18 protein-coding genes are annotated in these 22,912 nt (G+C 47.3%); all 18 read left to right on the forward strand.

What is annotated here, in order from left to right:
• The first annotated feature begins 96 nt into the window (after positions 1 to 96).
• The 18 genes from NZ043_RS10465 (at position 97) to NZ043_RS10550 (ending at position 22,842) form a co-directional block, all read left to right on the forward strand.
• On the forward strand, positions 97 to 1,050 hold the full coding sequence (locus NZ043_RS10465; RefSeq protein WP_289390848.1) for an alpha/beta hydrolase: 954 nt from the start codon (positions 97 to 99) through the stop codon (positions 1,048 to 1,050).
• A 204-nt stretch (positions 1,051 to 1,254) separates the two neighbouring features.
• A complete protein-coding gene (locus tag NZ043_RS10470; protein WP_289390849.1) occupies positions 1,255 to 1,959 on the forward strand; it encodes a PspA/IM30 family protein in 705 nt (234 codons plus the stop codon).
• 36 nt (positions 1,960 to 1,995) lie between these two features.
• Entirely contained in the window at positions 1,996 to 3,027 is a 1,032-nt protein-coding gene (locus NZ043_RS10475; RefSeq protein WP_047841485.1) for a hypothetical protein, read from the forward strand.
• The gene (locus NZ043_RS10480; RefSeq protein WP_133387258.1) at positions 3,024 to 3,824 is read left to right on the forward strand and encodes a TPM domain-containing protein; all 801 of its coding nucleotides are present in this window, start codon (positions 3,024 to 3,026) and stop codon (positions 3,822 to 3,824) included. Before NZ043_RS10475 ends, NZ043_RS10480 begins: the two co-directional genes overlap by 4 nt.
• Positions 3,825 to 3,872: 48 nt before the next feature.
• Positions 3,873 to 4,916: an SPFH domain-containing protein gene (locus NZ043_RS10485; protein WP_076210220.1), complete on the forward strand. Its 1,044-nt coding sequence runs from the start codon at positions 3,873 to 3,875 to the stop codon at positions 4,914 to 4,916.
• A gap of 245 nt (positions 4,917 to 5,161) precedes the next feature.
• Positions 5,162 to 5,392: a DUF896 domain-containing protein gene (locus NZ043_RS10490; RefSeq protein WP_176873142.1), complete on the forward strand. Its 231-nt coding sequence runs from the start codon at positions 5,162 to 5,164 to the stop codon at positions 5,390 to 5,392.
• Between the two features lie 127 nt (positions 5,393 to 5,519).
• Positions 5,520 to 6,476, forward strand: coding sequence for a ring-cleaving dioxygenase (locus NZ043_RS10495; RefSeq protein ID WP_339311691.1), 957 nt, complete (start codon positions 5,520 to 5,522; stop codon positions 6,474 to 6,476).
• Positions 6,477 to 6,723: 247 nt separating this feature from the next.
• Positions 6,724 to 7,812 carry a low temperature requirement protein A gene (locus NZ043_RS10500; protein WP_339311693.1) on the forward strand — a complete coding sequence of 363 codons (1,089 nt, stop codon included), beginning with the start codon at positions 6,724 to 6,726 and terminating at the stop codon, positions 7,810 to 7,812.
• 494 nt (positions 7,813 to 8,306) lie between these two features.
• Positions 8,307 to 11,090, forward strand: coding sequence for a glycoside hydrolase family 3 C-terminal domain-containing protein (locus NZ043_RS10505; RefSeq protein WP_339311695.1), 2,784 nt, complete (start codon positions 8,307 to 8,309; stop codon positions 11,088 to 11,090).
• 187 nt (positions 11,091 to 11,277) lie between these two features.
• Complete coding sequence (locus NZ043_RS10510) at positions 11,278 to 11,469, forward strand: hypothetical protein (RefSeq protein WP_339311697.1); 192 nt, start codon at positions 11,278 to 11,280, stop codon at positions 11,467 to 11,469.
• 455 nt (positions 11,470 to 11,924) lie between these two features.
• Entirely contained in the window at positions 11,925 to 12,689 is a 765-nt protein-coding gene (locus NZ043_RS10515) for a copper homeostasis protein CutC (protein ID WP_339311699.1), read from the forward strand.
• Between the two features lie 30 nt (positions 12,690 to 12,719).
• Positions 12,720 to 14,201: an alpha-L-fucosidase gene (locus NZ043_RS10520; RefSeq protein WP_339311701.1), complete on the forward strand. Its 1,482-nt coding sequence runs from the start codon at positions 12,720 to 12,722 to the stop codon at positions 14,199 to 14,201.
• A complete protein-coding gene (locus NZ043_RS10525) occupies positions 14,182 to 15,963 on the forward strand; it encodes a beta-galactosidase (protein WP_339311703.1) in 1,782 nt (593 codons plus the stop codon). Before NZ043_RS10520 ends, NZ043_RS10525 begins: the two co-directional genes overlap by 20 nt.
• Positions 15,964 to 16,230: 267 nt before the next feature.
• The gene (locus NZ043_RS10530) at positions 16,231 to 17,097 is read left to right on the forward strand and encodes a sugar phosphate isomerase/epimerase (protein ID WP_289390856.1); all 867 of its coding nucleotides are present in this window, start codon (positions 16,231 to 16,233) and stop codon (positions 17,095 to 17,097) included.
• A gap of 253 nt (positions 17,098 to 17,350) precedes the next feature.
• Entirely contained in the window at positions 17,351 to 18,409 is a 1,059-nt protein-coding gene (locus NZ043_RS10535; RefSeq protein ID WP_339311706.1) for a Gfo/Idh/MocA family oxidoreductase, read from the forward strand.
• 804 nt (positions 18,410 to 19,213) lie between these two features.
• A complete protein-coding gene (locus NZ043_RS10540; protein WP_289390858.1) occupies positions 19,214 to 20,626 on the forward strand; it encodes an alpha-L-fucosidase in 1,413 nt (470 codons plus the stop codon).
• A 347-nt stretch (positions 20,627 to 20,973) separates the two neighbouring features.
• Entirely contained in the window at positions 20,974 to 21,918 is a 945-nt protein-coding gene (locus NZ043_RS10545) for an ABC transporter permease subunit (protein ID WP_223868815.1), read from the forward strand.
• A gap of 15 nt (positions 21,919 to 21,933) precedes the next feature.
• Positions 21,934 to 22,842 (forward strand): carbohydrate ABC transporter permease, encoded by a 909-nt coding sequence (locus NZ043_RS10550; RefSeq protein WP_082763028.1) that lies wholly within the window; start codon positions 21,934 to 21,936, stop codon positions 22,840 to 22,842.
• Positions 22,843 to 22,912 lie beyond the last annotated feature (70 nt).

A 22,912-nucleotide genomic window follows, 5' to 3' on the forward strand; every position in this document is an offset into this window, starting at 1 on the left:
TTATTAGAGCGCGATGAGAAAAGGATTAAATCTCATATAACTTCCAATGTACATGATAAAATAAATAAGAGTGTACATCATGTTGGAGGGGAACCAATGAGAATTGTGTTGAAGAGATTGGGGTATGGTGCCTTGGCAATATTGGGTGTCATGCTATTGTTCATTGTAATTAGTTTCACGAATCATACGATTAAGCTCAAGAGTGAGTTGAGTATTCTGTCGCCGACAGGTGCAATGGTTAACGTGAATAATCACCAAATGCATATCTATACAGAAGGTTCTGGGTCACAGACACTGGTCTTTCTGTCAGGTGGGGGCACATCCGCTCCTGTATTGGATTTCAAGGCACTTTACTCCAGATTGTCTGAACAATACAAAATTGCTGTAGTTGAGAAGGCAGGGTATGGCTTCAGTGAAACGGCCGAGGTATCCCGCGATATCGATACGATATTGGAAGAAACCAGAACAGCGCTGACTTTAGCTGGCCAGAATCCACCGTATGTGTTGTTTCCGCATTCCATGTCAGGCATCGAAGCAATATATTGGGCACAACGGTATCCAACCGAAGTTAAGGCGATTATTGGATTGGACCCTGCTATTCCAGAGGTATATGAAGCATATCCTTTGCCCTCGGGAGGCCTGATGAGTCTGACAGCTTTGGGAGCACGAATGGGGATTACACGCTTTTTCCCCGGGATTGTGGATTCATCCGCTGCGATTAAGGAGAATCACCTGTCTCCTCAGGAAGAGGAACTTTACCGGGCGTTATTCTACAAGAATACGCAGACATCGAATATGAATGATGAAGTCAACATGATTAAACAGAATGCAGCAAAAGTTGCTACACAGGGAATTCCGGATGTGCCGATGTATTTTTTCATATCTAATGGAGAAGAGTTACCCGTTGAGAATTGGAAAACGTACCTAATAACTTATATCGAGTCTGTGAAGATGGGACAATATCAGATTTTAGATGGCGGTCATTACATACATAATACGGATCCAGATCGGATTGCAGAGGAAAGTGTGCTGTTCATTAAAGGATTGTGAACTAGGAAGAAAGATACTGAGAATTAGGAGAGGATTTTTGGATTATAAGGCGACACTATAGGTGTTCGTCTTTTCTTTTATTACTCCAACATTAACTTACTTTGGAAAGGAGAGACTCCACTTGCCATCGTGAAATGTGAAACGTATGTGGGCGTATTCATGTATTATAGTATACATATGAACTTTTCGGAGGAGGAACAAGTAATGGGAATCTTATCGAGGTTTAGAGACGTGATGAAGGCGAATGTGAACCATATGCTGTCTCGGGCGGAAGACCCGGAGAAGAGCGTGAATGAGTATATGCGCAGCCTGAGTAGTGATCTGGGTCAGGTAAAAGCGGAGACGACGGCGGTATTGTCGGATGAGAGCCGGGCGAAGCGAGCATTGGATGAGTGTAGCGCCGATGTCAAGAAGTTACAGCGGTATGCGGAGAAATCAGCGGAGTCGGGAGATGAAGACAAGGCACGTGGTTTTCTGGAGAAGAAAGTGAAGCTGGCTGACAAATTGAACGAATTACAGGCTGCATATGAACGTGCTTCTGCTAAAGCCAAGATGATGAAGCATATGAACGATAAACTGGTTGCAGATCTGGGGCAATTGGAAGCTCGGCATGCAGAACTGAAAGGTCGTATGGCAGATGCGAAGGCACAGCAACAGGCCAATGAACGGAACGCATCTGCGGGCAGAGCTGATGCTGCATTGAAGGCCATGGAAGACAAGGCGAATCAGGCGCTGAACGAAGCAGAGGCTTTGGCAGAACTTCGTGCTGGGGCACAGGAAGATGATTTGGACGAATTAATAGCCCAGTTGGAGAGGGACATGAACGCAGATGCGGGTAATAATGAGAATGCGTCGCCAAGTGCAGAGGAAGAACTCGCAGCGATTCAGGAAAAGCTGAAGAATAAATAATACGTTACACCATTTCGTTGACATTGAGGTGAGCAGATGCCGGTTATTGAATATAAATGTCCAAACTGCGGCAGTGGTATGATCTTTGACAGTGTGTCAGGTGCACTATCCTGTCCCAGCTGCGGCCGCCAGGACAACATAGAGCAGATCCCCGATCCCTTGAAGAGACAAGTATTCACCGAAAATGAGGTCAAAGAATACCACTGTAACAGCTGCGGAGCTGACATTGTGACAGAACCGGAGACCAGTGCGACGACATGTAGTTTCTGCGGTGCAGCGGTTGTACTCAGTGATCGGCTGACGGGCAATCTGGCCCCTGCGATGGTGATTCCCTTTTCGATCAACAAGGATCAAGCCAAGCAGGCTTTCAAAAAGTGGTGCAAAAACGGCCTGTTAACGCCAAGTGGCTTCATGTCCGCCGATCGGATTCAGAGCATTACCGGCATGTACGTGCCGTTCTGGTTGTACGAGTTACATAACAAAATCGAAGTGCATGGTCGTGGCACCAAGGTCAGATCCTACACCCAGGGCGACTACCATTACACCGAAACACAGCATTTTGATATATACCGCAGGATTCGGCTGAATTACGTGAACCTGCCCATCGATGCATCGGAGAAAATGAAGGATGAACTGATGGATAAGCTTGAGCCTTTTCCATATAATCAGCTGAAATTGTTCAAAACCCCGTATCTGGCGGGGTACATTGCGGAAAAATACAGTTATACAGACGAGGAACTTTTTCCACGGGCCAAGGATAAAACGAGATCTTACATTGATTCTTATATTGCTTCAACCGTATCCGGTTATAGCAGCGTGAGCTACACGGACAAACAGATTGATACCACGCTCAAAAATGCAGACTATGTGCTGCTCCCGGTGTGGATGGTCAACTATGACTACAATCGGGCACAGTATACCTTTGCCATGAATGGTCAGACAGGTAAAGTGGTCGGTAAACCGCCGATCAGCAAAGCCAAAGTAGCTGGATGGTTCGCAGGGGTATCTGCGGTGTCGTTGTTGTCACTGAAGCTGGTTTCCTGGATGATGGGAGGTGGATTCTTATGAGAAAAAGAACCCCTCTGGCCGTGATGGCTACGCTCATTTTACTTATGATAACCCTTGTCGCTCCGTTGATTCCCATGTCATCGGCATCCGCAGCGGAGAGCAAAAATCTCATCTACGATGAGGCCAACCTGCTGAGTGAGCAGGAGATCAGTGAACTGAATCTACTTGCGAATCAGTATGGCGCTGAACGGCAGACGGACTTTGTTATTTTGACAACAAATAATGTTGAGAATCAGGATGTTATACTCTTAACTGAAGATTTTTATGATAAGCAGGAGCTAGGGTACGACAAAAAATTTGGCAATGCTGTCATATTAACGATGGATATGAATAATCGCGAAGTGTATCTGGCTGGATTTTATAAGGCAAAAGAATATTTGAGTGATCAGCGACTAGATTCTATCCGTAACCGAATTACCTCTGAATTGTCCAGTGGGGATTATAAACTCGCATTTGAGAAATACATTGAGCTCTCTTACAAATATATGGGGTATGAACCCGGTGTGAATCCGAACAACATTTTGTTCAACGGCTGGTTTCAGTTGGGAGTATCTGTAGTTCTTGGCGGTATTGTTGTTGGTATGATGACCTATCGTTCCGGGGGGCGTGTCACGGTCAATCGTGCGACTTATGAGGATTCAAGCAATTCCAGTGTAATTGATCGTCAGGATCGTTATATCCGTACGACCGTAACCAAGCGCAAAATCGAGAAGAACAATAACAACGGTGGCGGAGGAGGAGGCGGGGGTACCTCCCGAGGCGGTCATTCACACAGTGGAAGTAGAGGTTCGTTCTAGTCACTACGGAGTATGCGGATTTTTTAATTAGAAGGGATGGGAACGAGTATGGGATTTTTCAGAAATCAATTTTCGAATGTGGTGGAATGGGAAGAGTTCAGAGATGACATGATATTTTGGAAGTGGAGCAACCGGGAGATTAAGAAGGGGAGTAAACTCATTATCCGTTCGGGTCAGGACGCCATTTTCCTGAATAACGGTAAAGTGGAAGGGATTTTCGAGGACGAAGGATCATTTAATATCGATTCCGAGATCATTCCGTTTCTTTCTACCTTAAAAGGGTTCAAATTCGGATTTAACAGCGGCATGCGGGTCGAAGTCTTGTTTGTAAATACCAAAGAGTTCACCGTGCGCTGGGGCACACAAAGTCCGGTGTTGATTCCAACACCACAACTCCCGGGCGGGATGCCGATTCGGGCCAACGGAACATTTAATTTCAAAGTAAGTGACTATGTGACCCTGATTGATAAGATTGCAGGCATCAAACAGAGTTATCTGGTCGAGGATGTCAAAATCCGAATCACTTCAGTGCTGGATCAGCTTCTAATGAAGTGGATTAGCCGTGAAGGGAAGGATATGTTCAACCTGCAGGCCAATGCATCGGATATTGCCAAGGGGATTCAGGAAGATCTGGATATGCAGATGATGGACATCGGCATTGGGATTACTGGTTTCCAAGTGATGAGCTTCAACTATCCAAAAGAGATTCAGGATATGATTACAAAGACCGCTTCGCATGAGATGATTGGTAATCTGCAAAAGTATCAACAGGTCAGCATGACAGACGGCATCTCATCCGGTAAAGTACAGGGCGGCGGCGCAGCTTCGGATATGGCGGGCATGATGATGGGTATGAACATGGCCAATGAAATGATGAAAAACATGAACCAGAACCAAGGCCAAAACCAGAACAATAATTCCAATTCATCTCAGAATCAAAATAACGACCAGAAACCAGCGGGAAATAGCAACGGTGATTCGAATACATCTTCATCTACAGAAGGCAACAAGAAGCCAAACTTCTGCCCAAACTGTGGAGCCAAAAATGAAGGTGCCAACTTCTGTCCGAACTGTGGTCAAAAGCTGGGCTAATGAATTAAATACATGAAGGGCTAGGTTCGTAGTAAGTGAAATTACTGCGGAGCTAGCCCTTTTTTGTTTGGAGTCATACTTAAAGCAACATGGAGTAGAGCAGAGGAACGGGTGCAGTCATTTAATTTTTATAAAAGAGTTGACAACCGATCATAAATCATATATCTTTAACTTAAGATATTTAATTTAAACATAAATAACAACCAAACAAATATCTTTAATCCATTACACAAGGAGAGATCAAGATGATTATCCCAACATTGACCAGAATAAATGAACTTTCAAGAAAAGCCAAAGAGGGCGGATTGACGGAGATGGAGAAAGATGAACAGGTTCGTCTTCGCCAGGAATATCTGCAAACTTTTCGCGGTTCGGTCAACGACATTCTGCTGAATGCAACCATCTATGATCCAAACGGCGATGACGTGACTCCTGATAAATTGAAACAAGAACAGGCCAATCAAAATAACAACTAGAATACAATTCGCTAGATCATATATCTTAATTTAAAGATAATACAAATTACTATAAATCAACTATCTCAACTATCTTTAACACCTACTAAATTTAAAACATGCTTACCAAACCAAGGAGGAATTAATCATGACTATTCAAACAGCAGGTATTCACCATATTACAGCTTTCGCAGGAGATCCACAGGCCAACGTTGATTTTTATGCCGGAGTTCTGGGACTTCGTCTGGTGAAAAAAACAATCAATTTCGATGCACCTGATGTATATCATCTGTATTTTGGCGATGAACACGGAAGCCCAGGTACCATTATTACCTTCTTCCCATCGGCTGGATCACCACGGGGCAAAATTGGCGGGGGTCAGGTCGGCATCACTTCCTATGTCATTCCTCCTGGGTCGATTGGCTTCTGGCAGAATCGGCTGGAACAGTATAACATTGAGGTAACCAAAACAAGTCGCTTCAATGAAGACCTGCTTCAATTCGAAGATGGCGAAGGCCTGCGGCTTGAGCTTGTTGAACGGGAAGAGGGAGCAACCAGTACTTGGGCGCACGAAGGAATTCCAACAGATAAAGCAATCAAAGGCTTTGGTGGTGCTGTCCTGTTCAGTGTTAACCCACAAAGAACGATGGATGCTCTTGAGAAAATCATGGGATTTGTCAGAGTGAGTGAAAATGAAGAGTATGCTCGTTTCCGGTCCAGCGGGGATATCGGTAATGTCGTAGATGTTCCAGTGACCCGCATGGCTCTGGGGATGGGTGGCGCAGGAACCGTGCACCATATTGCATGGCGCGCCAAAGACGATGAAGAGCATGCACAGTGGAGTGAAGCTGTACGTGATTACGGGTACCAACCGACTCCAGTGCGGGATCGTCAGTACTTTAACGCAATCTACTTCAGAGAAGCTGGCGGCATTCTGTTTGAAATTGCTACAGATCCTCCGGGCTTTGCCAAAGATGAACCTGCTGATTCGCTTGGACAAAAATTGATGCTGCCAGAGTGGTTTGAGAAATACCGCCCTCAAATTGAGGACAATCTGCAACCAATTGTGGTAAGAACGCTCGGACCTGCTACAGCTGCGAATTAATAAGAGTTCTATTACTATATAGGTTGAACTATCCATTTGCACAATAACGGAGAGGACAGAAAAAGCCTGAAAAAGCGAAGCGTTCGCCTAAAAGCTTTCTGAAAGAAAGCTACATCGGAAGCATATGCTATCCCCGGATTTTCCCTTAGGAAAAGGGAATCAAAAAAATCTGGGGATAACAGCGCTTGGAGGGTTATTCTGTCATCGGAGTGTATGTGTGAATTAAAACCTAAAGGAGCATTGAAGGATGATGGAGAAAAAGGTTACCTGGCTGGAGCTGTTTTACGATCTGCTCTTCGTAGCAGCGGTCTCCAAAGCGGGTCATGTCTTGTTACATGCCGAACATGGAGTAATTACGTTTGAATATTTAATGAAGTTTGTGCTTATTTTTATCCCTGTTTGGTGGGCATGGGTCGGTCAGACCTTGTTTATTAACCGCTATGGTCAAGATATCCTGATCCATCGAATATTCCTCATCCTTCAGCTTCTGTCCGTTATGGTCATGACGGCGAGCCTCTCTACCCATTTTGACCAATACTACCTGTCCTTCTTCATTGGATATATCGGCTCAAGGGCATTTACGGCGATTCAGTATCTGACAGCTCACAAGTCAAAAGGCGAGCATCAGCAGCAAGCCGCTCGTTACTTGGGTACATGTTTCCTCATTGGTATATTGATCTCATCGGGTTCATTATTCTTCGATTCCTGGCTGCGCTACTTGATTTTGTATGTGGGGATTGCAGTGGATATTGTGCTTCCGCTGATCGGACGCAAAAACTTGGTGAAAGTGCCAGTTCAGACCCATCACTTGTTGGAACGTTTCGCGTTATTTACACTCATCCTGCTGGGTGAATCGGTGGTGAGCATTATCGCTGTGTTGCAAGCCGATCATTGGGATATGAAATCGATTTTGTTTGCCGCCTTTACGTCCATCTTTGTCATTGCGATGTGGTGGCAGTACTTTGACAACGTGGAGAAAAAGGTCAGCAAAGAGATCCAGACTGCCGGGCAAGCGATCATATACGGTCATCTGTTCATCTACATCTCCATGAGTATGATCGCTGCTTCAATTCAGCTGTTATATCAGAATCAGTTAAACTATGTGTTCATGCTAGGGTTTGTATTTGGATCAACGCTGTTGTATTTCTTGTCGACTTCCCTTGTGTTCCATCGCTACAGACACGCACATCTGCGGTTGGGCCCGCGTCATCTGGCAGTCATGGTAGGGTTGCTTGTGGCATTTGTCCTTGTGGATCTGGTCTACCAGGTTCCGGGTTATGTCATCATGGGCGAAGAAATGTTATTCTTCCTGGTGTATGCGAAACTTACGACTTAATATGAGTAATATAAAATCAAGAAAAGTCACGGACAACAGGTGTCCATGGCTTTTTATTATGCCGCTAATCCTAGACATGTTTTAATTAAATAAATAAAGCACAAATCTAATTTAATTTCTTCTATAGAATCTGTTAATATGAGACTAGGTACAAGTGAATCTACCAGATCATAGAATATCTTTTTATAAAATGAGTGTACGTTTTGTTATATAAATTGAACTAAACATTTACACGAAACGGAGAGGACAGAAAAAACCTGAAGAAGCGAAAGTGTTCGCCTAAAAGCTTTCTGAAAGAAAGCTGCATCGGAAGCATACGCTATCCCCGGATTTTCCCCATATAAGGGGGATTCATAAAATCTGGGGATAACAGCGATCGGAAGGTTATTCTGTCATCGGAGTGTCCAGTGTAAATATTCTTTAGTTCAATTTATATAGTTCATTTTATATATAGCGATTCGTAGGTATGGGGATGACAATCAGGAGGGAAATCATTGAGCACACATCAAATCGGAGTTCCATTGGAAGGGTTTGCAGAGTTTAGTCGTACGGTTGCCGCAGAAGGAGCCGTTTTACTCAGAAATGAAGGCCAAGTGCTTCCACTTCGTGAAAACGAAAACGTTTCAGTTTTTGGTCGGATTCAAGTCAATTATTATCGCAGCGGCACGGGTTCAGGCGGTAGCGTTCATGTGGCCTATACAACAAATCTGTTGGATGGTCTTCGCAGCAAAAAGAATATTACGGTGAATGAAGAACTGGCAGCTGTCTATGAGAAGTGGATCGAGGAAAATCCATTTGATGATGGCGGAAAAGTATGGGCGGCCGAGCCATGGAATCAGAAAGAAATGCCTTTGACGGATGAACTTGTTGCACAGGCTAGAAGCCAATCCAGCAAAGCCATTATCGTGATTGGACGTACAGCAGGAGAAGACCAGGATAATGCGGATGCGCCAGGAAGTTACCAACTGACAGAAGATGAGAAAGCGATGTTGAAGCAAGTTACTTCGCAGTTTGAACACACAATCGTTGTGTTGAATGTCTCGAATATCATCGATATGAGCTGGTTAAACGAAACGTATCTACATCCAATCCAAGGTGTAATTTACTCCTGGCATGGCGGTATGGAGGGCGGCAACGCGATTGCCGATGTGCTGGCGGGGGACGTTACACCAAGCGGTAAACTGACAGATACGATTGCATATTCCATTGAAGATTACCCTTCGACAAGCAACTATGGCAATGAGTTCAAGAACCTGTATCAGGAAGATATCTATGTAGGTTATCGATATTTCGAAACGTTTCGACCTGAGCGCGTTCAGTTTGAATTCGGTTACGGCCTGTCTTATACGACGTTTTTGGCCCAGCACGAAGAAGCAAAATCCGTGTCCAAAGACGGTGATACCTACATTGAAGTTCGTGTAAATGTGACCAACTCAGGTACAACATATGCGGGCAAAGAGGTTGTGCAGGTCTACTATGAAGCACCACAAGGCAAACTGGGACAACCGGTGAAGGCTTTGGTGGCTTTTGGAAAAACAGGATTGTTGCAGCCGGGCGAGTTAGAACTTCTGACGATCAGTTTCCCGATCCATGCCATGGCATCTTACGATGATGCAGGTGTTACAGGTCATGCTTCCGCATACGTTCTGGAAGAAGGCACATACCGACTGCACGTAGGAACCAGTGTGAAACAAGTGCAGCATATCAGCATTGATGGCCAGGATGGCTATAGTATTGAATCTCTTCAATTGGTGGAGCAACTGCAAGAAGCGATGGCCCCAACTGAAGATTTTACACGGATGAAACCAGGTTCGCGCAAGGAAGATGGATCTTATGAACTGACTTATGCAGAAGTACCGAAACGTAAGATTTCCATGTCGAACCGGATTGAGCAGAATCTCCCGCAAACGCTGGAGCAGACGGGCAACCAGGGCCACAAGCTGAGTGATGTTAAGGCTGGCAAAGTGAGTCTGGAAACCTTCATCGCTCAACTGAGTGATCAGGATCTGGCGGCGATTGTCCGTGGCGAAGGTATGAGCAGTCCGCTCGTTACTTCGGGGACGGCATCTGCATTTGGTGGTGTCAGCGACAGCCTGTTTAACTACGGTATTCCGGTAGCATGTACGGCAGATGGCCCGTCCGGTATTCGTATGGATAGTGGCGAGAAGGCAACACAGGTATCCATTGGTACGTTGCTTGCGGCGACATGGAACAAGGATCTCGTTGAAGAGTTGTATGTGATGGAAGGACAGGAATTGCTGAGAAATCAGGTGGATACCCTGCTCGGACCTGGACTTAATATCCGCCGGAGCCCGCTCAATGGCCGGAACTTTGAGTATTTCTCCGAAGATCCACTGATCTCGGGCGTATTTGCCGCAGCATGTACAAAAGGTATTATGAAGGGTGGTTCCAATGCCACACTGAAACACTTTGCCTGCAACAACCAGGAGAAACACCGCAGTAAAGTAGATGCTGTTGTCTCCGAACGTGCACTGCGTGAAATTTACCTGAAAGGGTTCGAAATCGCTATAAAAGAAGGCGGAGCGAACTCCATCATGACTTCCTACAACCCGGTTAACGGACACTGGGCGGCATCCAACTACGACCTGAACACCACAATTCTGCGCGGCGAATGGAATTTCGAGGGGATCGTAATGACCGACTGGTGGGCAATTATGAACGATGTGACCGAAGGTGGAGAAGCTGATCGCAAATACACCAACTGGATGATTCGTGCGCAGAATGATCTCTACATGGTTGTACCGAACTACGGCGCAGAGATCAATGGCTGGGACGACAACACGATTGAATCCTTGGAAAATGGAACATTGACTCGCGGAGAGCTGCAACGCTCAGCGATTAATATCTGCAAGTTCATCATGAATGCACCGGTGTCCGGTCGAAAACACGAAATTGTGGAGAACGTTGCTTCGTTCCAAGCGAATGCATCTATATCTGCTGCACAAGCTCAGGCGCTGGTTGAAAACGCACAGGTGAAACCTGCGGTAGCTGAACCCGTCTACATGAAAGTGGATGAGGCAGGCCATTACCGGATTATCGTACAGATCATGTCCCCTGAGCCGGAACTCGCTCAAAGTGCATGTAACCTGCTCCTGAATGACCAGTTGGTAACCACCATTCAAACGAATGGTACGGAAGGTAAATGGATCAGACAGAAACTTGTCAAAGTAGATCTTGAAGCAGGACTGTATGAATTGAAACTGGACTTCACCAAACCAGGCCTCGAGATTGACTGGATCGAATTCAAACAGGTGTAGAAGTTAATCGGAAATATCAGGTGATAAGAGCAATCGAAAGGTTGTTCTGTTCCAAAGCAGAATACGTTGGTATATCACAAAGGACACTGTACGCGGGTGTCCTTTGTTGTAACACAGAATAGCTACTGTTATGATAGTGTTATGAGATTCGTAGTTCTGAACAATGGGGTCAGGGGTGTTGCGAGGAATGAGAAATTATAATTTTTTGAGTCCAATCCTGCTGGTTGTGGTGGCGCTGATTGTGAGAGGCCTGGTGATTAACCTGGGAGTGCTTTTCGGATTATCACAAGAAGTGGCGAGTAATATTGCCATGATAGCCATGATTATTGCTGCTCTGATTATGTTTAATCGAATGACGAAGGCTCGGCGTAAAAAATAGAAAAAGCTCGGATAACCAGAAGGTTATCCAAGACACGAAGACACCCTCCGGGTGTCTTTTTTTGTATTGACGTTCTGATCCTAACGTTTTAGACTATTGCTAATAAATAATAACATTATAAATAACAAAAATAACAAAATTCATTAAATGAAGTGATGAAATCCGTTGCGCTCTCTATTTGCCAGCCTCCCCCATTCCGGTCCTCAAAGGAGAATCCAATCATGAAGATCATTGCCTACAAACAATATATCTTTCAGGAAGGTCAGCCTATTCGGATTGCGTTCCGAGAAGCTGACCGTCGCCCATAATGATGAAGAAGGACCGCAGGAGCGCTGATGAAGCGTTCAGTCGGTCCTTTATGTCATGGATCAGGCTGTGTGCAGTTCGAGTGATGTCTATCGATAAGGGTTAACGGTTCTGGAATAATCTACGATGAAGTGAAGGGAGTGATCCTTATGAAGAGACAGCCTGTATTGGAAGTCATTGCTGTGGATGTGGAAGATGCCAAGGCAGCTGAGGAGGGAGGGGCTGATCGGATTGAACTGGTGTCTGCGATGTCTGAAGGAGGGCTTACCCCCAGTTATGGTGTCATGAAGCAAGTGCTGTCTCAAGTCTCCATCCCAGTGTATGTCATGATCCGTCCACATAGCCGCTCGTTCCGCTATAGCGCAGATGACATCCACGCTATGACCAGGGATGTACGCGTGGCGAGGGAACTTGGAGCCGCTGGCATCGTGATCGGCGCTCTTACAGGAGCTGGTGAAGTCGACCTCATATCCTTGCAATCATGTATGGCCGAAGCACAGGGTTTGGGCGTTACGTTTCATCGGGCAATTGATGTGAGCACAAGCCTGACTGAGGCGCTCAAGGCCATTAACACATTGGGAAACGTGGAGCGTGTGCTTACATCGGGAGGGAAACAGACAGCGCCTGAAGCCATACTGGAACTGAAACAGCTCCAGGACCTGGGGCAAACCTTGAACATCGCTGTCATGGCAGGGTCGGGGGTCACCATAGAGGGAATTCAAACGCTAGTGAGTCAGACGGGTATCACAGAGATACATATGGGATCAGGCGTGAGGTACAAAGGCAGCTTTAATTATCCCATTGATCCACATTTGGTTGAAGAAGCTAAGCAGCAGTTATTGCTTGCATCACAGCCATTCATGGACAGTAGTGTACTGAGTAGCGGTCCAATCAATCGTGGTCCAGTGATATAGGAACGCACGAAATAAAGGGAGTGATACGCCATGAATCATGAACTGCAAGCATCCGAATGGGTTAAGTTCGCAGCACAGGTCAGCCCATCCGAACGCCAGTTGAGGTGGCAGGAGATGGAGTTCTACGCGTTTATTCATTTTACGGTAAATACATTTACGGATCGCGAATGGGGCACTGGGGAGGAAGACCCGTCGATCTTCAATCCTTCTGAACTGAGCGCAGCGCAATGGGTGCAGGCGTGCAAGGCTGCCGGGATGAAGGGACTGATTTTGACGTGTAAGCATCATGATGGATTTTGTTTGTGGCCAAGCCAGTTTACAGAGCATACGGTTGCAGCCAGTCCGTGGAGGAACGGTGCGGGGGATTTGGTTCGGGAAGTCGCCGATGCCTGCCGTGAGGGTGGATTGAAGTTTGGCGTGTACCTGTCTCCTTGGGATCGGCATGAAGCCACTTATGGAGATTCCGAGAGGTATAACGAGTTTTTCCTCCATCAGTTGCGCGAGCTACTCACGAATTATGGCGACATCTTCTGTGTATGGTTCGATGGTGCATGTGGTGAGGGTCCGAATGGCAAAAGGCAGGTCTATGACTGGGACACCTATTATGCGCTTATTCGTGAACTTCAGCCCGAAGCTGTCATCTCGGTATGTGGCCCGGATGTACGTTGGTGTGGCAATGAAGCGGGACATACGCGTGATTCGGAATGGAGCGTTGTGCCAGCGCATATGCAGGATAATGAGAAGATTCAGGAGCAATCGCAACAGGTGGATGATGGTGAGTTTGCCACAAGGATCAATACGCAGGACAGTGATTTGGGAAGCCGAGAGGTCATTCGTTCCCAAGGTGACCAACTGATCTGGTACCCTGCCGAGGTGAATACCTCAATTCGCCCGGGATGGTTCTATCATGCCAGTGAAGATGATCAGGTCAAAACACTGGAAGAACTGCTCGCCGTCTATTACGGCGCAGTGGGGGGCAATGCCACCTTTTTACTCAATCTGCCACCTGATACGCGTGGTCTCATTCACGAAACGGATGTTGAGCGACTACAGGAATTGGGAGATTCGCTGCGCACCATTTTTCAGGAAAATTTCGCCTTGCAGGCGCTGGTAAAAGCATCGGAGACGATGGATGAACAACATGCCGTATCGGAAGTGCTGACGGAACGCCGGGAAACGTATTGGTGTCCTCACGAAGGAACGGAGCAGGCTTGGATCGAGCTGGATTTGCAGGAGGAACGATCGTTTGACCGGGTGGTACTGATGGAACATATCCAGACAGGCCAACGGATTGAGCGTTTTACACTGGAGTCGCAGAGAGCAGATGGTGGTTGGGAAGAGTTTTACAAGGGGACGGTGGTGGGGTATAAGCGAATTTGCTGTTTCCCACAGGTCACATCGAGAAAGATGCGATTAACCATTCATGAATCCAGATGGTATCCTACGTTGTCCGGATTAGGCATATATCTGAGCGAGCGGGGAGGGGGGCCAAATGGCGTTGCTAACGTATAAAGGTTCACAATTCATGTATGATGGCGAGCCCATTCGGATTTTGTCGGGTGCCATCCATTATTTCAGAGTGGTCCCCGAATATTGGGAGGACCGGCTACTCAAGCTGAAAGCCTGCGGTTTCAATACAGTGGAAACATATGTGCCGTGGAATGTCCATGAGCCGAAGCCGGGGCAATATCGTTTTGAGGGCATGGCTGATCTCGAACGTTTTATTCGCATTGCGGGAGATGTTGGTCTGCATGTGATTGTTCGTCCAAGTCCTTATATATGTGCCGAGTGGGAGTTTGGTGGGCTACCTTCCTGGCTGCTCGCTGATGATGATATTCGTCTGCGGTGTAATGATGCAAAATTTCTGGCGAATGTGGATCGTTATTATGATGTGCTTTTGCCCAGATTGAAACCTCTTCTTAGTACCCAAGGCGGACCGATCATCGCGATGCAGATTGAAAATGAGTACGGCAGCTTCGGGAACGACGCGAGTTACCTGCAATATTTACGGGATGGCATGGTGGAGCGCGGTATGGATGTGTTGTTATTTACCTCGGATGGACCGACAGACCACATGCTGCAAGCGGGATCAGTGCAGGGGCATCTGGCTACAGTCAATTTTGGATCAGGGACGCAGGGAGCGTTTGCCAAGCTGCGTGAATATCAGGCAGAAGAACCTTTGATGTGCATGGAGTATTGGAACGGCTGGTTCGACCACTGGGGTGAGTCGCATCATACCCGAGAAGCCGCAGATGTGGCTGTTGTGTTTGAGGAGATGCTTCGAGCAGGAGCTTCGGTTAACTTTTATATGTTCCACGGTGGAACAAACTTTGGATTTTACAATGGGGCGAACTGTCAGCAGAAGGATCAATACGAACCCACAATTACAAGTTACGACTACGATTCACTGCTCAGCGAATCCGGGAAGCCGACAGCGAAGTTCCATGCGGTGAGGGACCTTATTGCTCGGTATAGCGACAGCGGTCTGGGTGAGCTTGTGCTGCCAGAATCGAAGGGGACTATCGGCTATGGGCGATTGGAGTTAAATCAGCAGGCGCCATTACTGGCGCAGTTGGACCGGATATCAGTCCCGTTGCATCGTACGAATCCAGAACCGATGGAGAAGCTGGGTCAAGATTATGGATTTATTTGTTATCAAACCCGAATTTCCGGGCCTAGAGAGCGACAGGAACTGGTGATTCAGGAGGTGCGTGACCGTGCGCTTGTGTTTGTTGATGGGCAATTTCAGGGCGTGCTCGAACGGGGGAATACCGAATTATCGGTATCCTTTGCAGTGCCGCCAGAGGGCGTAGATCTATTGATCCTTGTCGAAAATATGGGACGAATCAACTATGGCCCGTATCTGAGAGATCCGAAGGGGATTACGGAGGGGGTGCGACATGGCTTTCAATTTTTATATGATTGGACGATTCATTGTCTGCCATTAACTGATCTGTCCGGTTTACAATTCAGCGATGTGATTAGCGAAGCAATTAACGAAACAATTAATGAAGTACCGGGACCAGCCTTTTATAGGGGAAATCTTCAGATCACGGATGTAAGAGATACTTTTCTGCGACTGGATAACTGGACCAAGGGAGTTGTATTTGTAAACGGATTCAATCTGGGACGCTACTGGAATAAAGGGCCGCAAAAAACGTTGTATGTGCCTGCCCCGCTTCTTCGTGAAGGTGAGAATGAAATCATGGTATTCGAGCTTCATCAGACGGCTGAACTGGCCGTAACGTTTGTGGATACACCGGATTTGGGCTAGGAAAAGGAAAATAGTAGAGCCAAACGATTATTGATAATTGTCGTGTCCGCCAGAAAAAGGTATACGTTGGGTATGGACATTGACTAGGGCGTGTCTGAAAACTCCGAAGGACGCAGATTTTGCCGAATTTTCGTTCCAAGCAAGGAGATTTTCCGCAGGCGTGCCGGGGCACGTCAAGGGAAAGTGACGCAGCAGGGGGCGAAAAGGCGGTAAAAGATGCACTTCAGTGAGTTTTGAGACACGTCCTACAGGAGAGGATGAGGAAAAATGAAAGTTGGACTCAGCACCTACAGTCTGCAACAAGCATTGGATCGTAAAGAATTAACCGTGCCCGATGCCATTCGCTGGATTGCCGATCAGGGCGGGGAACATGTGGAGATTGTCCCGATGGGATTCAGTCTGATCGATAATCCGGAGTTGATTGATGAGATTAAAGCTGTGGCAAAAGAGGTAGGAATCGATATTTCCAATTATGCCATCGGTGCTAACTTTGCTGTGCAGGAGGACGCCGAAGCGTTGGAGCAAGAGATCCAGAATGTGATGCGACATGTGGATGTGGCTGCAGCGCTCGGCGTGAAGTTGATGCGTCATGACGTGGCTTTTCGCCCTGCACCAGAAGGAACCGTAGCACAGTTCGAGATCGACCTACCGGAACTGGTGAAAGCCTGTCAGCGGATAGCCGATTATGCAGCAGGTTTTGGAATCACAACAAGCGTCGAGAACCATGGGTACTATGTGCAGTCGAGTGAGCGAATTCAGCGTTTGTTACACGAAACAGCGCGGAGCAATTTCAAGACCACACTGGATGTGGGCAATTTCCTCTGCGTGGATGAAGATCCGGTGAGTGCCGTAAAAAATAATATTCCGTACGCGTCGATTGTGCACGCCAAAGACTTCTACTGGAGACCTTCGTACCGAAATCCCGGTGAAGGCTGGTTCCAAACCTCGCATGGCAATTACCTGCGGGGTTCCATCGTGGGCCATGGCGATATCGACATGCCTGAGGTGTTCCGTGTGTTGAAACAATCCGGGTATGACGGATATATCTCGGTAGAATTTGAAGGCATGGAAGATTGTAAAACCGCCTCACGCATTGCCATGGATAACGTCCGCCGCCTATGGGAAGAGGCATAGGGCTGAGTACTTGTTTTAAATGAATAAAATTGAATCAAATTCTAAAGAAGGCGTTAGTAACAGAGGGGAAGCTTGGAACTGTAGGAGCGTTAGCGACCGCCTTTGTCTGCGGATTTCAACCGCTAGAGCGGTCAATAAAAGAAATTTGCAGACAACAGCGGCCGAAAGTCCAAGCATTCACCGTCGTTACGTTAAGCCGAATATTATAATTTCTTGAGTCAGTTCATATGAAAACGATGGAGGAATCAGCACTATGTCCAAATTGAAAGTCGCCGTCATCGGTGCCGGATCAATATCCGATTGCCATTTGCAAGCCTATGCCAGTAACCCTGACGTTGAAATATACGCCATCTGCGACCTGAATGCAGAACGTGCCGCAGAAGTTGCGAAGCAATATAATGCACCTCATGTGTTTACCGATTACAAAGAATTGCTCGCACTGCCCGAGATTCATTCCGTCAGCATCTGCACATGGAACGACTCCCATGCGGAGATTAGTATTGCTGCCCTGGACGCGGGCAAAAACGTGCTGTGTGAGAAACCACTCTGCCAAACGGTGGAGGATGCCCTCGAAGTAGAAAAGGCGGTCCATCGCAGCGGAAAGTTGCTACAAGTTGGTTTTGTTCGCCGCTATAGCGACAATGCACAAATTCTGAAGAAGTTCATCGACGAGGGTGAGCTGGGCGAGATCTATTATGCCAAAGCCTCCAGTCTGCGTCGTCTGGGCAATCCGGGTGGCTGGTTCTCGGATATCAAACGTTCCGGCGGCGGCCCGCTGATTGATATCGGGGTGCATGTGATCGACATTTGCTGGTATCTGATGGGCAGACCGAAGGTGAAATCCGTCTCCGCTAACGTATCCAACCGATTGGGGAACCGCTCGAACATTAACAATCTGTCGTTCTACAAAGCAGCGGACTATGACGCGGAGCAAAACACCGTAGAGGATATGGCAAATGCCCTGATTCGTTTCGAGAACGGCGCGAGCCTGCTCGTGGATGTCAGTTTCACGCTCCATGCCAAAGCGGATGAGACTTCGGTCAAACTATATGGCGACAAAGGCGGTGCCGAGCTGGAGCCGGAAATTTCGATCATCGGCGAGAAATTCAACACCATTTTGAACATGACCCCACAGGTAGATTTCAAATCATTCGACTTTATGGGTTCATTCCGCAATGAAATCAACCATTTTATCGATAGTACACAGGGCCGCAAAGAAACACTTAGTCCCGTCGAGGACGGCGTCGAAGTGATGAAAATGCTCTGTGCCATCTACGAATCAGCCCGTCAGGGTCGCGAAATCACGCTGTAAAGGGGCTTTGCAATACGGAGATGCTCCAAGTTGATAATTTACTACTCCCGTGGCATTGAACGTTATGAGCAATTCGCTCCTTTTCAATGAAAAGCTCCACTCCGGCCGGGATTTGGGGTCGTCTTCTTGGCCCGCGGTTGGAGCAGAGTAGGGAGCGAACTAACGAATCTGAGGCGTCTTATTTAAGGCTCTGAAGCACCAGTAGAAATCTAAGAAACCTGAGACACGTTACATGAGAATAAACAGCAGTTTACAGCGTTTTTACCACCTAATTTCGGGAAATAGCGTGTCTGATGTTCCTTACAATTTAAAAAGAGGACCAAAAGGCTAAATAAGATGCCCTGTGTTCCTTAGAGAATTCTCTACCCATTCGCTAGGATCAGCAGCTGGATTTCCCTATAGAAACGAGGGAAATAAGGGATTCATATTAATTGAAGATGGCACCGCACTCAAAATACAAAGTTACTACGCCCCTTAATAGTTAAACCTACCGTTCACGCCAAAACGGAGGGTGCAAAATCAATCCGAAGCAGCGAAGCTAAAGCTTCGGAAGATCCTACCACGCTAACAGTGACAGGGCTTACTATGTCCTTCTTAGTTGAACTAAACGTTACACGATAACGGAGAGGGCAGAGAAATCTGAAGAAGCAAAGCGCTCGCCTTTATCCCCGGATTTTCCCTTTAGGGAAATAATCAAAAAATCTGGGGATAACAGCGATCGGAAGATTATTCTGACCGCGCAGTGGCCGAGTGTAAAGCAATGTGTTCAGCGTATGACATCTAATCCAAAGGAGATGAAACAGGATGAGCGAAACCAAAGAAACCGTACTGGAGCAGGAAGAGCAGATTGTCGAAGCCGGGGTGCACAATTTTAGCAAAGAGGAAGAGTGGATCAAACCGGAGGACCCGCTGCTGAATGAGCGGCTGGAGTGGTTCAAGGACCAGAAGCTGGGGCTGATGATGCACTGGGGGCCGTATTCCCAGCTTGGCCTCGTAGAGTCCTGGGCGCTGAGCGACGAGGATGGCGATTGGTCGCGCGATGACATCGACTGGACGGATGACATGGAAGACTTCAAGCGGGAATATTTCGATCTGAACAAAACTTTCAATCCGATTCGCTTCCAGCCCGAGGAATGGGCACAGATGGCGGCAGATAACGGGTTCAAATACTTCCTGTTCACCACCAAACACCATGACGGTTTCTGCATGTGGGATACCAAGACGACGGATTACCGGATTACGGGTAAGGACACGCCTTTTCATACTCATAAGTATGCGGACATCTGTCGAGCATTATTTGACGCTTTCCGGGCGAAAGGACTCGGCATCTCAGCGTATTTCTCCAAAGCGGACTGGCATACTCCGTATTACTGGGCACCGGGCATGGAGCGTGGACGTCATATGTGGCGCGGGCCTTCGTATGATCCCCATAAATATCCGTGGCTGTGGGAGAAATTCGTGGAGTTCACGCATGAGCAGATCATGGAACTGCTGACGAATTACGGGCGAATCGAATGTCTGTGGCTGGATGCTGGATGGGTGCGCGAAGGTCGCCATGGTCAGGATATCAGGCTGGGAGAAGTCGTGGAACGGGCGCGTCAGACCACACAACCTTGGCTTCTGTCCGCAGATCGCACCGTGGGTGGGCCGTATGAGAATATCGTTACCCCCGAGCAGACCATACCGGAACATCCGATGAACATTCCATGGGAAAGCTGTATTACCGTGGGCAACTCCTTTGCTTTTGGTTTCGATGATCAGTATAAAACGGGAAGACAGCTGGCACATATTCTGCTCGAAGTCGTGTCCAAGGGTGGTAACCTGGCGCTGAATGTAGGACCGCAACCCGATGGGCGTCTGCCAAAAGGGGCAATTCGAGGCATCAAGGGCCTCGGTGAATGGTTGGGTACTCATGGAGAAGGCGTCTATGGAACCCGGATCTGCGGGCCATATTTTACGAAAGATTGGGCTTTCACACAGAAAGAAGAGATCAACACCGTATATGCCTTCCGTATATACCGAAATGAGAATGAGACCGTACAACCACAGTTGGTCATTCCTTATCTGGAAAAGGTAGAGCGTATCGAACTCATCGGTAGCGATGACGTACTTTCGTATCAGCATACGGAAGACGGACTTCTCGTGGAACTGCCACAATCCGCTACAACCATTGAAGCGCCGATTACACATACGTTCAGGCTGGTCACAAGCGCATAGAATGCCATGTCAATTCCGGGGGAGATATAACCACCTCCGGGATTTTTTTATTCATACATAAGGGACACAGTTCCCAATAGAAATGGCTCGCAATTGCTTGTCACACAAGGGTTTGTGGAATAAAGAGAAGTCGGAGAAAATTGCAAATTGATAAAAGTTTACCGTGCGATGTACTATCAAATCAAGAAAGCGCTACCTGATATGAATGTTTACATCATCTTTGTTGAACAAGGAACTAGGAACAGAAAAAAGGATGTTTAAGGGATGTAAATGTAATGTATTATTACACTTGAGGTGTAGAAGGAGTGACGCAAATGAGTCGAGCTACGGAAAGCATACCCGCCAAGATGGAACTCCAGCAGAGGAAACATGTGGAGCCCAAGCGGCAGCATCCATTCATCAAAAGCCTCAAGAAACACTGGGAGCTCTACCTGCTCGTGCTGCCCCCGGTGTTGTATCTGTTGATCTTCAAGTACATCCCTATGGTGGGTGTCCAGATCGCCTTCAAGGACTTCAGTGTGGTCAAAGGAATCTGGGGAAGCCCGTGGGTCGGATTCAAACACTTTGAGGCCTTCTTCCAATCTCCAAACTTCTGGCTGTTAATCAAAAACACGATAGGCATTAGCTTCTATTCCTTAATTGCCGGTTTCCCTATTCCGATCCTGCTGGCCCTGGCGCTGAATGAGATTCGAACGGGTTACTTCAAGAAGACCGTACAGATGGTTACCTACGCTCCGCATTTTATCTCCACCGTTGTCATGGTATCCATTATCATTCTGATGCTCTCCCCACATGTGGGCGTGGTAGACAAGCTGTTCACACTGCTCGGCTTCCCGATGACCAATTTCATGGGCATCCCGGAATACTTCAAATCGATCTATGTCTGGTCAGGTGTGTGGCAGGGCATGGGATATTCATCAATAATATATATCGCAGCTCTTGCTGGTGTTGATCCATCTCTCTATGAAGCAGCAAAGATGGACGGCGCATCAAGGCTTCGGAAAATATGGCACATCGACCTGCCATCGCTCGTTCCAGTCACCGTTATCATGCTGATTCTGAGTCTGGGCAGCATTATGGGCGTGGGCTTTGAGAAAATATACCTGATGCAGAATCCACTCAACACAAGCGCTTCGGAGGTCATCTCCACGTATGTGTACAAGGTGGGTCTGATCGGAGCGAATTTCAGCTTCTCCTCGGCAGTAGGGTTCTTCAACTCCATTATCAACCTGATCCTGCTGGTTATCGTCAACGGCATATCTCGCAAAGTATCCCAGAACAGCTTGTGGTAAAGGAGGAGCTTATCCATGTTCAACCTGATTAATCGTAACCGGATCAAGGACCCGCTCGGTGACCGCATTTTCATGACACTTAACTACATCTTTCTGTTTGCCATACTGCTAACGGTGTTTTACCCGCTCTTGTATATCATCAGTTCTTCGTTCAGCTCTTCACGAGCCGTGACATCCGGCCAGGTGTGGCTGTTCCCGGTAGACTTTAACATCAAGGCGTACATCTCCATTTTCAAAAGCCAACAGCTTATGCTCGGTTTCTATAACACGATCATCTACACCGTGGTGGGTACGTTCATTAACGTGGTGCTGACCGTCATGCTGGCGTATCCTTTGTCACGAAAATCGTTTTATGGACGAGGGGCCATCATTATTTTCATGATGATCACGATGTTCTTTGATGGTGGTCTGATTCCCACCTACCTCCTGATGAAGGACTTACACCTGCTGGATACACGTTGGGCAATGTGGTTGCCCGGGGCGCTCGCGGTGTTCCAGGTCATCGTGGCAAGGACGTTCTTCCAATCTTCCATCCCGGAAGAGCTTGGAGAGGCCGCAGAAATGGATGGTTGCCGGGATATCCGGTATCTGATCAGCGTGGTTCTTCCCTTATCAAAGCCCATTCTGGCGGTCATGACACTCATGTATGCCGTAGGTCACTGGAATGCGTACTTTGATGCACTGATCTATCTGCGTTCCGAGAAGTTGTTCCCTCTGCAATACGTGCTTCGCAATCTGCTCATCCTGAACGCGGCTGATCCGGCGATGCTTGCCAATACCAGCCAACAGATGCGGGACCAAGGGTTCGAGCAGGTGTTGAAATATGCACTGATCGTTGTCGCGAGTATTCCAATTCTGATCATGTATCCATTTGTACAGAAGCATTTTGTTAAAGGGGTCATGGTTGGTTCCCTCAAAGGTTAATCCTTGTGAGTTAAGCCCGGTTGCCTCTTGAAAGGAGGTGGAAGGAACACGCCGGCTTCCGGGGTCGATT

The sequence above is a fragment of the Paenibacillus sp. FSL k6-2145 genome, assembly GCF_037976585.1.
In the GTDB taxonomy this organism is placed as follows: Bacteria; Bacillota; Bacilli; order Paenibacillales; family Paenibacillaceae; genus Paenibacillus.